The following is a 13,248-nucleotide window of genomic DNA, read 5'->3' as shown; positions in this document are numbered from 1 at the left end:
GGCAGGGGGGGCAGCCGATAGTGAGGGCTACTGGAAGTCCTGAATGATTTCGTCGATAAGCGGTTGTGCGGCCTCGGCGCCAATATTCGCGAAAACGAACTCTTGGTAGATGCGGTTATCCTCGTCGATAACCATTACGAAAGGGGACCCCTTGTTGATGCCGCTAAATGCGTGCTTGCCGGGTAGCTCGTATGGTGCGTAGTTTTCGACGGACTCAGCCTTTTCGTTAATGCGCTCGACAGTGGCCGGGTCCTCGGCCGTACTGAGCATTGCGGTGCCACCGTCGCCAACTGCCATTACGCAGGTGAAGCCATGTACGCTCTCGCTGCCAAAAATGACGGGTTTAGAGTCATCCGACTCGACGCAGCTGCCAATCGCCTCCTTAATTGCATCAGGTGTGAAGTTTTGGATCGACTCAGGCAGTGCAGAGGCGCCCATGAAACCCGAGGTGCTTCCAGGGGCCTCCGGCGATTCCGTGGCAGGGGAAGTGGAGGGGACAGTCGGCGCTGGCGACGGTTCGGGGTTGCTTGAGCATGCGCCAATCAGGAAAAGCGAGCTGGCAGCAATAACAACGCCCGCAGTCTGCGCGGACTTCAACAGTGAATGCATGCCAGTTATCGTAGGGCAGCTCATCTTTGGGTGTAAATTTCTCGGAAGTGGCAGCGATCCGAGCGGCGCCCTCGTAGGTGGCGGGGTACAGCTAGCCGGTGGTTCCCTTCTGGGGCAGAGTAGACTCAACCAGCGTGATGAGTTTTCGACGCCGCCGCAAAGTAGTTCCTGCCCGCACCGAGGGAGAATTGGATGCGATGCAAGCGGCCGGCGAGATCGTCGGTCGTGCATTGCTAGCCTGCCGAGACGCCGCTAAGCCAGGGGTCACCACGGCAGATCTCAATGAGATTGCGCACCAGGTCATTATCGATGCTGGCGCAACGCCGTCCTTCCTTGGCTACGAAGGCTTCCCGGCATCTGTCTGCGCATCAGTGAACGAAGTGATTGTCCACGGCATTCCGTCTTCGTCTACGGTTCTCGCCGATGGTGATTTAGTCTCAATTGACTGTGGCGCAATCCTGGATGGCTGGCACGGCGATTCGGCACTTACTTTCGGCGTCGGAAAGCTGAGTGACGATGTCGAAAAGCTGAACATTGCGACATCAGAGGTCCTCGCCGAAGGTATTAAGGCCATGGTGCCGGGCGCTCGCCTCACCGATATTTCGTATGCGCTTGAAATGGCCACCCGTGAGGCTGAACTGCGCCACGATATTGAACTCGGCATCGTCGATGGATACGGCGGGCACGGCATTGGGCGCGAGATGCACATGGATCCCTTCCTTCCCAACGAAGGCAAAGCAGGAAAGGGGCCCCGCATCGTCGAAGGCTCCGTATTGGCCATTGAACCGATGCTCATTCTCGGCGGCGAGTGGGGTAGTGATGAGCTTGACGACGGCTGGACGGTCGTCAGCGCCGATAGAATGCCGGCCTCCCATTGGGAGCACACAGTTGCCGCCACGGCGGACGGCCCCCGTATTTTGACTCCTCGATATTAATAACTAGTGCGTGAGGGCCACGCGAAAGGTCAGAATGTTGCCATAAAGGCTGCGATGAATTCTGAGCGCGTGGAGCGAATCCGCCTGCCGTCGCTTGCAACCGGTCCCATAGTGGTCGTATTTGGTAAAAACGCAGGTCGCGTGTAAAGTTGGGCGATGGTGTGGGCGCAGTGTCGCTGCAGTGATGATTATCCCTGCACGGAACTGCTAAAACACCAGGCAGAGTAGAGATTTCCCAACTGGTGCCGGGATTGTCCCGGGTATCCGCCAGAGAGACGTGGAGGACATGGCTAAAAAGGAAGGCGCAATTGAGGTTGAGGGTCGCGTCGTCGAGCCCTTGCCGAACGCGATGTTCCGAGTGGAGCTGGACAACGGGCACAAGGTGCTCGCCCATATCAGTGGCAAGATGCGCCAGCACTACATCCGTATTCTCCCGGAAGACCGAGTCGTAGTGGAGCTTTCTCCGTACGATCTCGAGCGTGGGCGAATCGTCTACCGCTACAAGTAAATCGACCTGACCACTGTTGGTAGTGGTTATGGGCTTATTTACTAACTAGACAGAAACTCCACCGTCCTAGCTGCTTCTGGTGACGGCCGCGTGATGTTGAGACCGGGTGTCTCAGCAGATTAGCGCGGCGGTTCTTTATGAAAGCTTTTCCACAGAAGTAAGCGAGAATACCTCCGGCAACGGTGGCTGGAGCCTTTCTATAACACTTGCGCGACTCGGCGTCCGACCGAGTAAGCCGGGTCTGGGAAGGATGGCAGTGGAGTAAACCACCGCATCAACCGGAAGGAAATTGCCGTATGGCACGCCTTGCTGGAGTTGACCTGCCACGCAACAAGCGTATGGAGGTCGCTCTTACCTACATCTATGGCATCGGCCCCGCCCGTGCCAATGAGCTGCTGGAGAAGACCGGCATCTCTCCGGATCTGCGCACCGACGCTCTCACCGATGAGCAGGTTGCTGCGCTGCGTGACGTGATTGAAGCTACCTGGAAGGTCGAGGGTGACCTCCGCCGCCAGGTTCAGGCTGATATCCGCCGCAAGATTGAGATTGGTTCCTACCAGGGTCTGCGCCACCGTCGTGGCCTGCCAGTCCGTGGTCAGCGCACCAAGACCAACGCTCGTACGCGTAAGGGTCCGAAGAAGACGATCGCCGGAAAGAAGAAGTAAAACATGGCAGCTCCGAAGTCCGCACGCGGCCGTCGTACCGGCCGTCGCGTTGTAAAGAAGAACGTGGCTCAGGGCCACGCATACATCAAGTCCACCTTCAACAACACCATCGTGTCCATCACGGACCCGAAGGGCGCTGTTATCTCGTGGGCCTCCTCTGGTCACGTCGGTTTCAAGGGCTCTCGTAAGTCCACTCCGTTCGCTGCTCAGATGGCCGCCGAGAACGCTGCTCGTAAGGCCATGGAGCACGGTATGAAGAAGGTTGACGTTTTCGTTAAGGGTCCGGGTTCGGGCCGCGAAACCGCCATCCGTTCCCTCCAGGCCGCTGGCCTTGAGGTGTCCTCGATCTCGGATGTGACCCCTCAGCCGCACAACGGCTGCCGTCCGCCGAAGCGTCGTCGCGTCTAGGAATAGGGTAAGGAGAGAACAGAAATGGCCCGTTATACCGGTCCCGCAACCCGTAAGTCCCGTCGTCTCCGCGTCGACCTCGTCGGTGGCGACATGAACTTTGAGCGTCGTCCCTACCCTCCGGGGCAGGCTGGCCGCGCTCGTATCAAGGAGTCGGAGTACCTGCTCCAGCTCCAGGAGAAGCAGAAGGCACGTTTCACCTACGGCGTGATGGAGAAGCAGTTCCGTCGCTACTACGCCGAGGCTCACCGTCGTCCGGGCAAGACTGGCGATAACCTCGTCGTCCTGCTGGAGTCGCGTCTCGACAACGTTGTCTACCGCGCTGGTCTGGCTCGTACCCGTCGCCAGGCTCGTCAGCTGGTTTCCCACGGCCACTTCACCGTTAACGGTAAGAAGATTAACGTGCCGTCCTTCCAGGTAAGCCAGTACGACATCATCGACGTGCGCCCGAAGTCGCAGAAGATGATTTGGTTCGAAGAGGCACAGGAGAACCTGGTCGACGCTGTCGTCCCGGCATGGCTTCAGGTTGTTCCTGAGTCCCTGCGCATCCTCGTGCACCAGACCCCGGAACGCGCACAGATCGACATTCCGCTTCAGGAACAGCTGATCGTCGAGTTCTACTCGAAGTAATAACCAACTTCGCTTGCATCCATTCATTCCCTATGGCGTCATATAGCGGTCGCCACCTGGAGGATTTTCGAAAATGCTCATTTCCCAGCGCCCAACGCTGACTGAGGACTACATTGATTCCTCTCGCTCCCGGTTCGTTATCGAGCCGCTGGAGCCGGGTTTCGGTTACACCCTCGGTAACTCCCTTCGTCGTACGTTGCTGTCGTCCATTCCGGGCGCTGCAGTCACCAGCATCCGCATTGACGGTGTGCTGCACGAGTTCACCACTATCCCGGGCGTGAAGGAAGATGTCTCCGACATCATCCTGAACATCAAGGGTCTGGTGCTCTCGAGCGAGTTCGATGAGCCGGCTACCGTTTACCTGCGTCGCGAAGGTGCAGGCGCGGTGACCGCTGCAGACATTGAGTGCCCAGCAGGTGTGGAGATTCATAACCCGGATCACCACATTGCTACTCTCAATGATTCCGGTCGCTTGGATATTGAGATGATCGTTGAGCGTGGTCGTGGCTACGTGCCGGCGACCCCGAACTCCGGTGGCGAAATCGGCCGCATTCCGATGGACCAGATTTACTCGCCAGTTCTGAAGGTCAGCTACAAGGTGGAGGCTACTCGTGTTGAGCAGCGCACCGACTTCGACAAGCTGATCATCGATGTCGAGACCAAGAACTCGATCACCGCCCGCGACGCAATGGCGTCGGCAGGCAAGACTCTGGTTGAGCTGTTCGGTCTGGCACGTGAGCTGAACGAGGCTGCTGAGGGCATCGAGATTGGCCCGAGCCCGCGCGAGGCTGAGGATGTCGCTGCGTACCAGACTCCGATTGAGGATCTGGACTTCTCTATGCGCTCCTACAACTGCCTCAAGCGTGAGGAGATCCACACTGTCGGTGAGCTCGCTGCTCGTACCGAGTCGGATCTGCTGGATATCCGCAACTTCGGTGACAAGTCCATCAATGAGGTCAAGGAGAAGCTCGCTGAGCTTGGCCTCGCTCTGAAGGATTCCCCGAACAACTTCGACCCGGCTGCTGTCGCTGATTTGGACGCTGCCTCGGGCGATGACGCTGACTGGACTGATGGCGCAAGCGCTGGCTACGACGAGTAGTTCACCGACGCGACTTCATTAAAACGAGGAGATACCTATGCCTACCCCTAAGCAGGGTTCCCGTCTCGGCGGCTCCGCTTCGCACCAGAAGAAGATTCTGGCCAACCTCGCGAAGCAGCTCATCGAGCACGGCAAAATTAAGACCACCGACACCAAGGCCAAGCTGCTGCGTCCGTACGTTGAGAAGCTGATCACCAAGGCAAAGCGCGGCACTCTCGCAGATCGCCGCAACGTTGCAAAGCTGCTTAACGACAACTACGCAGTTAAGAAGCTGTTCGACGAGATCGGTCCGCAGTTCGCTGATCGCGACGGCGGCTACACCCGCATCATCAAGCTGGGTAACCGCAAGGGCGACAATGCCCCGATTTCTCTGATCGCTCTGGTTGAGGAAGAGACCGCAACTGCTGAGGCAACTCGCGCAACTCGCGCCGCTGCTTCCAAGCAGGCTGAAGAGGCAAAGGCCGAAGAGGCTGAGGCTACTGAGGCTGAGGCTGCAGAGGAGGAGTAATTCCCCTCGCCGACGGCTTCTGGCCTTCACAGCTTTGAACCCCCGTTGAGCAGTTCATATCTGAACGCTCTCCCGGGGGTTCTTTGTGCTTAACGACGGTGCATAGCGCCCGTCCCCAGTTCTGCCTCCGGTTACACCGACGGATTACGCACCAACATTGAGAGCTATACGGAGACCCTGCGGTGGAAACTGCTGATTCTCTAATCCGGGGTCCCGGCTACAATCTGTTAACCGTGACATCACTTACTCCAACGACTCCGGATGCCCCGTGCGATTCTCCCGATCGTGCCGCTATGGGGAGCACCGACTCCGACCTGGTTCGGTTGCGTTTTGACATTGCTTATGACGGGACAGATTTCCACGGTTGGGCTGCTCAGCGCGATAAGCCCACGGGAGAACCGGTGCGGACTGTGCAGGCGACGTTGGAATCCACTCTGGAGAAGGTGTTGCGCACTCCAGTGCAACTGACTGTGGCCGGTCGTACAGATGCTGGTGTCCATGCCTCCGGGCAGGTGGCTCACGCAGATGTTCCTGTCTCCTGTTTAGACACACGTTCTATCGCAGGGGATCCGGGTAATTTGGTTCGTCGTGTAGCGCGACTATTGCCCGCGGACGTGACGCTTCGGGGCACCTCGTTTGCGCCCCCGGGTTTCGATGCCCGTTTTTCCGCGTTACGTCGGCACTATGTCTACCGTGTCACTAGTTGCGTCAGTGGCCCGCTTCCTACCCGTGCTCGCGATACGGCCCACTGGCGGCGGTCAGTGGACATCAACCGCATGCAGGTGGCGGCTGATGCCCTACTGGGGCTCAATGACTTTGCCGCTTTTTGCCGACACAAGCCGCATGCGACGACCACTAGAGATTTACAGCAGTTCCAGTGGTTCGACGTATCTACGCGGGAAGAACCAGAGCTGTACGAGGCCCATGTGACTGCCGACGCGTTCTGCTGGTCTATGGTGCGCTCACTGGTTGGGGCCTGCCTTAGTGTCGGTGAGGGGCGACGTGCGGTTGGATTCACTGAACAGTTGTTGAGTGAAGAGAAGCGTTCCCCGTTGGTCCCGGTGGCAGAGGCGCGTGGGCTCAGCCTGGTAGGTGTTGATTACCCCGGCGATGCTGATTTGGCGGCCAGGGCGGAGCAGACCCGCGAGCGTCGTGATGCCCGGACAGATGTGGACGAGGCTTAAATGTACAAGCTCTCGGTAATATTCCCTGAAGAAAGTGACCGTAGGAGGAGTGTTCGGTAGTGGTGTGGGCAATTGTTAGCTTGGTTGCGCTGCTCGTAATCCCCGGCGCTGTTGTAGTGCGAGCCAGCGGCGTTCGTACTCCGTGGGCTCTGGCCCTCGGTCCTGCGGTGACGTTTGGTATCGCAGGTACTGCAGGGTGGGCGCTCGGCGCTATCGATGTGCGCTTCACCTTGGTCAGTGCGTCTATCTGCTGGGCCGTGACACTACTTCTCGCGCTTTGCTGGAGTGGCGGCAGCGCTTTGATTCGGCGGCGGCGCGGTAGTGTCGATCGCTCAGTGTCGGCCGAGACGCAGCCGCCCGCCGCAAGTCGATGGCGCGAGTTGGGCTATGGGCTAATCGCAAGTATCGGGGTCATCATCGCAGCGGCGGTTCTCACGTGGACCGCTATCGGCCGCATCGCTTCAATGTCCGAGGGGATGGCGACCATCCAGCAAGGCTGGGACACACTCTGGCATGCAAGTGTGCTCCGTTCGATTACGGAAGACGGCATGGCCTCGGCCACTAGGATGGGCGAGATCCAGAATGTGGAAACTCAGGCGGTGTCCTACTATCCCGCCGCATGGCATGCGTTCGGTGCGCTTTGGGTATTGATTGTCCGTCTACCAATCACCGAGGCGGTCAATTACCTCGGCATTATCATTCCGGCCGTGACCATACCTACGGCGGCTGCGGCGCTGACCTGGCGAATTATTGATCGCCGAAAGCTGTCCACTGCCGTTGCTGCAGGGGTTGCAGCGCTTGTTTCCGCAGCGCTTCCGGTATTGATGCCCGTCGGGGTCTTCGTGGGGGCCTGGCCGTACCAGGTCTCGATTGCGCTAGCGATTACCGTTTTTGCCTTTGTTACGTCGCTCCCGCACGCACCTCAGCGCATCTTGAGCGCCGCGCTTTCGATAATCGGTATCGGAGAGCTCCATCCGGCATCGGTACCTACAGTCGTTATGCTCGGTGCAATTTGGTGGTTGTGCTACCGCCTGCCGCGTCCCGCGCATCCTGAACTGGGTGCGGTTCGCGCCAGGCTTTACGACGTCGCGGTGATTGCAGCCGCCTTTGTGCCAGCAGTGGCGGTTCTCCTGCCGCAGTGGCTTACGGGAACTTCTCAGACCGAGGATGTGCGCGCGGTTAGCGCTGAAGTAGACGACCTCGATCGTTTCGATGCGTGGTATCGAGGCGCCACGATGTTGACACGCCACACTGAGGAATTCCGGCCGTTCTGGCCAATTATCATCCTTGGTTTCATCGGGATGGCGTTTTTGGTTTTCGCAGGTACTTCGCGCCGACGGGTGTGGGTAGTACCGGCCTGGTTTGTTTCGGTGTTGATGACGACCCACGCGCTCAATCATTTTGGTGGCGTGCCGGGCGATATTCTCGCGCTGTATACGGATCTTCACTATTCGACGCCTCACCGGTTGGTGATGGTCACCGCGTACCTGTATTCCGCGTTTGCGGGTATCGCCGTTGCGTGGGGCTGCGCGTGGGCGGCTCGAATTAGTGAGTCAAAGGTGCCATCGACGGGGCGGGTTCTGGGGTTGAGCTTAGCGACGGTGAGCTCTGCTGTACTTGTGGTCTATGGAGTGGCGTCTAATGCTAGCGCTGCGGATTTCGCCTACAAGAGCCCTAGGGAATGGCAAATCATTTCCAAGGCTGACTTGAAGGCATTTGATTGGTTGGCCGAGCAGCCGGAGGCACATAAGTACCGCACGTTTACCAATCCGCCGGAGGGGTCCAGCTGGATGTACGCTCGCAATGACTTGCCAGTAGTGTTCCCGCACTATGACTGGCCAGTGGCGAATAAGTGGACTGCCACCTCAATGCTGTATTGGCACGCTGATTACCTCGGTTTTCCAGACCCCGACCGGCCGGATGGGGTGAACGATGTCGATCGCTCAGCCCGAAAGCTGAACGTGGGATTCATCTATTTGTCACCCCCGGGTATTTGGGATTCCAAGGAGGATTTAGAGTTTCCTGGTGAAGGGCTCTGGGTAGCTCCAGGGGTAACCCCTGTTTATCGAGATAGGGAAGTAACTATCTTCGCCTTCAATGACGTGATTACGCCAGAACGCATCGACGAGATGCGAGCTAGTTCTCCGGAAGTAATTCCTCCCTCGGCTACTAGGGGATGGAGCGATGGTCGGGTAGGTTAGGACACCATGCGGATGAATAAATTTATGGCAACGATCGCAGCCGGTGTGATGATGACTTTCGCGCTGGCCGGATGTGGAGACGACGAGCCGGCTAAGCCGGAAGTCTCGAATCGCTCCGTCAGTTCTTCCGCAAAGACCAAATCCTCGACTCCGCCGAAATCGACTGAGGAGTCGACGACACCGACAAAATCAGAGACGCCGACGGAAACTCCTGCAATCACCCAGGTCAATGATGCGGATTACACCCCGGCGGACGGCCCAAATACTCGACTCTTTCAGTTGGAGGATGGCACGACACGCTGCTTCCTCAACGATCTGAGCGGTGACGCCTACTTGGCCTGCCAGGTGAATCTTGCCAATCCTCCGATGGTCGATGACGGCACGGGAAACAAGGTTCCCGCCAATGCTGTGTCCTGGAACCCGGGGGGAGTTACTTACGAGGTCCTGACGTTCCCGCCGGCGGGTGAGATGAAGACGCTGCCAGCGAATTCTCAGTTGAGCGCATTCGGTTACAACTGCGCGGCCTATGGCCCGTCTACTCTGGAGTGCTCGGGACCAGCGGGCGCTGCCACTATCGACAATGGCAATGTCACCGGTGCACAGATGCCGAAGGAGGATGTGCCTCCTGCAGCAGGCGGTCAGCCGGGTGGCCAAGAAAATGGCGCTCCGAATGACCCAGCGGGGCAGGGGGAGCCTGACGGCTCCCAGGCGCCGGGCGGTCTGCCAGATTTGGGTGCGTTGATTCCGGGCCTGAACCGCTAGTTGCCCGCATAGCCAGTGGCTGCAGTTCATCGGTAGTGCGGGCGGTAGATAGCGTCCAGGTGAATTCGCCCATCGCCAGTCGAGGGCACGAAGCTGGCATTTCCGCTGCTGCTGCCGTGGGCGAACCTGTACGACTGACCTCGATGATTCTCGCGATTCCAGTACACAGGTCGGGCTCATACTCTTCGACAACAACCACATCGACGGTGTCGTCTCCAGCTCGCGCGAGAAGTACTGCGCCCAGATCAAGGGCCACAGTATAGAAATGTGGACGGGACGTGCGAATTCCGACTCGATAGCCGAGCGAGAGCATTCCGATGAGCAGCTCACAAAAGTCCTGATTTCCGCAGTCGACCTCCAATCGGGGGAGGTTCGCGGGACACATTGTGATGGTTTGTCCACTGCTCCCGGCTCCTATGACCTGCGCCGGACCATTAGTGATAGCGATGTCGCGTTGTCGGCTTAACCACAGGTGCGGTTTGCGCCCCAACGCCGCCACATGATGAGAGCGTCCAGTGCGGCGCAGCTGCACTACCTCCGCAGAGCTCTCAGTCAGAGCACACTCCGGTGCCGTCAATCGCCGTGCGCGAATACCAAGGGTTCCCAGCCGGTGGATGAGGAAGCGTAGGGCTTGGTCAGCGGAGGCTTCCACCGGAAGAGTTGCCACCAGATGTGTCCAGGGTTCAGGGGCTGTGCCGGAGCGCTCGGCTGCTCGGAAGTAGCGGTGCGCATGCTCTCCGCGGACTTCCGGCGCAATGTGATAAAAGCACAGCGCATCCAGGGTCACTGGGCTGTCGTCGGCAAGCGAGACGATATCCGCAGCGCTTAGCTGGCTTCGCAGGCCTGGTGTGAGACGTAGTCCGATGAGTTGTCCTGGTTCGGTGCGTCGCAGGCGGTCACGAAGGCTGCGGCCGCGCACAGGGACATGCGCGCCTGCAGTGATGGTTATTGCTGTAATGAGTAGCCACAATGACAATGGCATGTGAAAATCCCCCCAATATGTTCCCCACTAAAATTCCCCTGGTCGCACAGTAGCGCGGCCTGGCTTACTCTGCAGGGTAGAGATTATTTGGGGGAATAGTTTTGGGGGAAACTCATGCCACGTACGCCGACTACGCCTAGCCAGGTCAGCGGTCATCGATTCTTGATTCGTCGGATTGAGCACGCGCTTGTGCGTGCGGATTCGCGAATGCTGCACGATCCTCTGCGCACGCGTACGCGAGCACTGTTTATCGGCTGTGCGCTGGTGGTTTTACTGGCCGCCGGCACTGCGGTGCTGTCGTTGGTGCGGCCGCAGGGCGGTTCGAGCTCCAATGAGCAGCTGATTGTCGTATCGGGGTCGGAGGGCCTGCATGTACGTGTCAATGGTCGATTGCATCCAGTCGCGAATCTCGCATCGGCGCGGTTAATTTTGGGCAATCCTGCTGAGCCGAAGCGGGTGCGCAGTAGCGAGTTGGACAAAGAGGACATCAGTTTTGCTGTCGGGATTGAGGGCGCACCAGCAGTTCCGGCCGCGCCGGCAGGCTCTGGTGCCTCGGGAGCTGCCAAGAGGGGCAGTGCAGGTGCGCCGGAGTTGGCACTGTCTTTATGCGAGCGGACGGTGCAAGACCTCGGGCAGCCGTGGATTGTTGCAGAGTCGCTTGCGCGTCTTGAAGAAGTCCGTGCGGAACCGCAGCAGCTTACCCGAACCCACTCGGACAGTGCCGTCGTTGCCGATGGCCAAAACCTCTGGCTGATTACGCAGGGCTACCGCTCGCGGCTGGATGTCAACCACCCGGAGCACGCCGCTGTTTCTCGAGCGCTGGGGTTGGAACGCGCCGCAGTCCGGCCTGTCAGCCCTGCGTTGCTCAGAACGATTCCGGAGGTTCCGATTCTGGCCGCGCCAGCAATCCCGAACCGCGGCGCACCCACGCACTTCGCCGCTCCATTCGACACAGTCGGCAATGTGGTTGAGGTCGGGCAGCGGCGCGTTATCGTGCTTGACGACGGTGCCGCGATTCTCTCCCCGGTGCTAGGAGAGCTATTAGCTGCGCATAGCCCAGTTCTGCAGGCCAGTGAGGGGCAGCTGGCGGCAGTTCCCGTTGCGAATGCGCCAGCAGTCCCGGGGCTACCTGAAAAGCCGCTGACGTTTGCCGATGCTGATGGCTGGTTGTGTGCCGGCCGGATAGCAGGACGGCCGCAAGCTCTCGTGCAGTGGTCGCAGCATGCTCCGGAGGGGCGGCACGTGGATTACCCGCATGCCGACGGTTCGGGTGCGGCCGTCGACGGTTTCGTGGATGGTCGCAGCCGTGAGCGCAGCTCGATTGCAGTAAGCGTAAATGGGGCCGTACACGTCATTTCTCCAGAGGGGATGCGCTTTGCTGTGCACGATCGCACGACGTTGGCCGCCCTCGGGTTTAATGCATCAACCAATGCCGATAGCGGTGGCACGCGACCAGTGGACTGGGAAGTGGTGGCCGCGTTGCGCGGAGGCCCTGAGCTGAGTAAGCAGGCGGCGCTAGGGCCGCTGTCCGGGACGCGAGAGCAGCCAGGCACCTAGGCCCAGTGCGCATATCAGGAGCAGTCCAGTCGCCCGGAGCGGTGCATTGCGCTCCTGCGAAGAAAGCAGATCCGGCGGAGCCGGTGCGGCAGCGGGGTTGGCTGCGTGCTGCGCAGCGGTGTCCACAGTGGTCCAAATCAGAGCGTCATAAGGTGCAACGATGCCGCGACCAAGGCCGAGCCCGGAACTAATTGGGCTCGCGGAACTAAGGATGATGTCGCGAACCTGTGCTGGGGAAAGCTCTGGGTTTCGTGCCAGCAGCAGGGCAGCTGTGCCCGACACGGTTGGCGTGGCAAAGCTGGTGCCGGCAATCTGTTGAGCTCGGGTGTTCTCCCCAGACCCGAACACGTGGCGGTCTATGAGACCGGTGGGGGTGCGCGGATCGGGACCGAGTACGGGGCCGCCGGGAGCGGAGACATTGACCCATTGTCCCGTGATTGCATACTCCGCGGGTTGTGCTTGGCCGGCATCGTCGAACTGTACTGCTGATACTGCGATTACCTCCGGCAGAACTGCGGGCCACGCTACGGATCCGTCCTGACAGCTATCGCCCTTATTGCCTGCCGCTGCGACCACTACTGCGCCTGAGACTTCCGCGCGTGCGACGCTCTCGGCAACATCTGTTGCACCTTGGGGCATTACGCCTGCCGGGGCACACGATGTGAGCGAGATATTGATGACCCGCGCGCCCTCCGCGACGGCCCTGTCGATAGCTTGTGCCAGCGACTCCAAATTGCCTTCGCCATCGGCTGTTTGTCTTATCGACAACACGTGCGCGTCGGGCGCCAGTCCGGCGAAACCATCGGCACCGGGCCGGCCTGCAATAATGCCGGCTACTAGAGTTCCGTGACCGTCGCAGTCTACGAACCCGCTGTTGCCGTCGACAAAATCGCCACCGTCGAGAACCTCGCCCAGGCGCTCATTGGGTGAGACCCCGGTATCGATTACCGCCACCGTAATCCCCGCACCCGTCGTCAGTTGCCATGCTTGGCGAAACCGAAGAGCTTTTTCGATCACCGTCGGTTCATGCAGTGCGCTTTCCGACGACAGCATCGTGGCCACGCAGTCCTGGCTGTTCTGGGCAGCCGCTATTGGTGCGATGCCCGACGGTGCTACTGCGGTGGCCGCCGTCAACGTCGAGATAAGCACTGTGGAAAGTGCGGCCGTGGCGGTGAGACGAGTTTTTATGGCATTCATGAA

At 59.4% G+C, this 13,248-nt stretch carries 13 protein-coding genes; 10 read left to right on the top strand and 3 right to left on the bottom strand.

The annotated features are described in order from the left end of the window. Positions 1-27: 27 nt before the first annotated feature. On the bottom strand, positions 28-609 hold the full coding sequence (locus QP978_RS02495; protein WP_070438098.1) for a hypothetical protein: 582 nt from the start codon (positions 607-609) through the stop codon (positions 28-30). 137 nt (positions 610-746) lie between these two features. Here QP978_RS02495 and map point away from each other — a divergent pair, with 137 nt between their 5' ends. From map to QP978_RS02450, 9 genes are all read left to right on the top strand, one after another. Further along, a complete protein-coding gene (gene map, locus QP978_RS02490) occupies positions 747-1,544 on the top strand; it encodes a type I methionyl aminopeptidase (protein WP_070438101.1) in 798 nt (265 codons plus the stop codon). Between the two features lie 286 nt (positions 1,545-1,830). Next, a complete protein-coding gene (gene infA / locus QP978_RS02485) occupies positions 1,831-2,052 on the top strand; it encodes a translation initiation factor IF-1 (protein WP_016422077.1) in 222 nt (73 codons plus the stop codon). Positions 2,053-2,348: 296 nt separating this feature from the next. Continuing rightward, positions 2,349-2,717, top strand: a complete 369-nt coding sequence (rpsM, locus tag QP978_RS02480) for a 30S ribosomal protein S13 (protein WP_005509836.1) — start codon at positions 2,349-2,351, stop codon at positions 2,715-2,717. A 3-nt stretch (positions 2,718-2,720) separates the two neighbouring features. Further along, entirely contained in the window at positions 2,721-3,125 is a 405-nt protein-coding gene (rpsK, locus tag QP978_RS02475) for a 30S ribosomal protein S11 (RefSeq protein ID WP_016422078.1), read from the top strand. Positions 3,126-3,149: 24 nt separating this feature from the next. Next, positions 3,150-3,755: a 30S ribosomal protein S4 gene (gene rpsD, locus QP978_RS02470; protein WP_005509964.1), complete on the top strand. Its 606-nt coding sequence runs from the start codon at positions 3,150-3,152 to the stop codon at positions 3,753-3,755. Positions 3,756-3,828: 73 nt separating this feature from the next. Next, positions 3,829-4,854 (top strand): DNA-directed RNA polymerase subunit alpha, encoded by a 1,026-nt coding sequence (locus QP978_RS02465; protein ID WP_016422079.1) that lies wholly within the window; start codon positions 3,829-3,831, stop codon positions 4,852-4,854. A gap of 37 nt (positions 4,855-4,891) precedes the next feature. Then, positions 4,892-5,362 carry a 50S ribosomal protein L17 gene (rplQ, locus tag QP978_RS02460; RefSeq protein ID WP_016422080.1) on the top strand — a complete coding sequence of 157 codons (471 nt, stop codon included), beginning with the start codon at positions 4,892-4,894 and terminating at the stop codon, positions 5,360-5,362. A gap of 293 nt (positions 5,363-5,655) precedes the next feature. Continuing rightward, complete coding sequence (locus QP978_RS02455) at positions 5,656-6,546, top strand: tRNA pseudouridine synthase A (protein ID WP_048731480.1); 891 nt, start codon at positions 5,656-5,658, stop codon at positions 6,544-6,546. 59 nt (positions 6,547-6,605) lie between these two features. Then, complete coding sequence (locus QP978_RS02450; protein ID WP_070866440.1) at positions 6,606-8,747, top strand: DUF6541 family protein; 2,142 nt, start codon at positions 6,606-6,608, stop codon at positions 8,745-8,747. Between the two features lie 589 nt (positions 8,748-9,336). Here the strand turns inward: QP978_RS02450 and QP978_RS02445 are convergent. Further along, entirely contained in the window at positions 9,337-10,491 is a 1,155-nt protein-coding gene (locus QP978_RS02445; protein ID WP_126107877.1) for a hypothetical protein, read from the bottom strand. A gap of 114 nt (positions 10,492-10,605) precedes the next feature. Between QP978_RS02445 and eccB the strand changes: the two genes are divergently transcribed. After that, complete coding sequence (gene eccB / locus QP978_RS02440; protein ID WP_070545647.1) at positions 10,606-12,048, top strand: type VII secretion protein EccB; 1,443 nt, start codon at positions 10,606-10,608, stop codon at positions 12,046-12,048. On the opposite strand, the gene mycP is transcribed toward eccB, so the two are convergent. Then, positions 12,007-13,245, bottom strand: coding sequence for a type VII secretion-associated serine protease mycosin (mycP, locus tag QP978_RS02435; protein ID WP_222865580.1), 1,239 nt, complete (start codon positions 13,243-13,245; stop codon positions 12,007-12,009). The two genes, eccB and mycP, sit on opposite strands and share 42 nt — an antisense overlap. Positions 13,246-13,248: the final 3 nt, after the last annotated feature.

Source organism: Corynebacterium sp. MSK035, assembly GCF_030232615.1.
Classification (GTDB): Bacteria; Actinomycetota; Actinomycetes; order Mycobacteriales; family Mycobacteriaceae; genus Corynebacterium; species Corynebacterium jeikeium_D.
The sequence above is the reverse complement of the archived record's forward strand: the minus strand, read 5'-3'. Positions and strand labels throughout refer to the sequence as shown.

What these genes read in the sequence shown, in the direction of transcription:
- QP978_RS02495 (WP_070438098.1), bottom strand. Translation starts at nt 609, where the DNA reads ATGCATTCACTGTTGAAGTCCGCGCAGACTGCGGGCGTTGTTATTGCT.
- map (WP_070438101.1), top strand. Translation starts at nt 747, where the DNA reads ATGAGTTTTCGACGCCGCCGCAAAGTAGTTCCTGCCCGCACCGAGGGA.
- infA (WP_016422077.1), top strand. Translation starts at nt 1,831, where the DNA reads ATGGCTAAAAAGGAAGGCGCAATTGAGGTTGAGGGTCGCGTCGTCGAG.
- rpsM (WP_005509836.1), top strand. Translation starts at nt 2,349, where the DNA reads ATGGCACGCCTTGCTGGAGTTGACCTGCCACGCAACAAGCGTATGGAG.
- rpsK (WP_016422078.1), top strand. Translation starts at nt 2,721, where the DNA reads ATGGCAGCTCCGAAGTCCGCACGCGGCCGTCGTACCGGCCGTCGCGTT.
- rpsD (WP_005509964.1), top strand. Translation starts at nt 3,150, where the DNA reads ATGGCCCGTTATACCGGTCCCGCAACCCGTAAGTCCCGTCGTCTCCGC.
- QP978_RS02465 (WP_016422079.1), top strand. Translation starts at nt 3,829, where the DNA reads ATGCTCATTTCCCAGCGCCCAACGCTGACTGAGGACTACATTGATTCC.
- rplQ (WP_016422080.1), top strand. Translation starts at nt 4,892, where the DNA reads ATGCCTACCCCTAAGCAGGGTTCCCGTCTCGGCGGCTCCGCTTCGCAC.
- QP978_RS02455 (WP_048731480.1), top strand. Translation starts at nt 5,656, where the DNA reads ATGGGGAGCACCGACTCCGACCTGGTTCGGTTGCGTTTTGACATTGCT.
- QP978_RS02445 (WP_126107877.1), bottom strand. Translation starts at nt 10,491, where the DNA reads ATGCCATTGTCATTGTGGCTACTCATTACAGCAATAACCATCACTGCA.
- eccB (WP_070545647.1), top strand. Translation starts at nt 10,606, where the DNA reads ATGCCACGTACGCCGACTACGCCTAGCCAGGTCAGCGGTCATCGATTC.
- mycP (WP_222865580.1), bottom strand. Translation starts at nt 13,245, where the DNA reads ATGAATGCCATAAAAACTCGTCTCACCGCCACGGCCGCACTTTCCACA.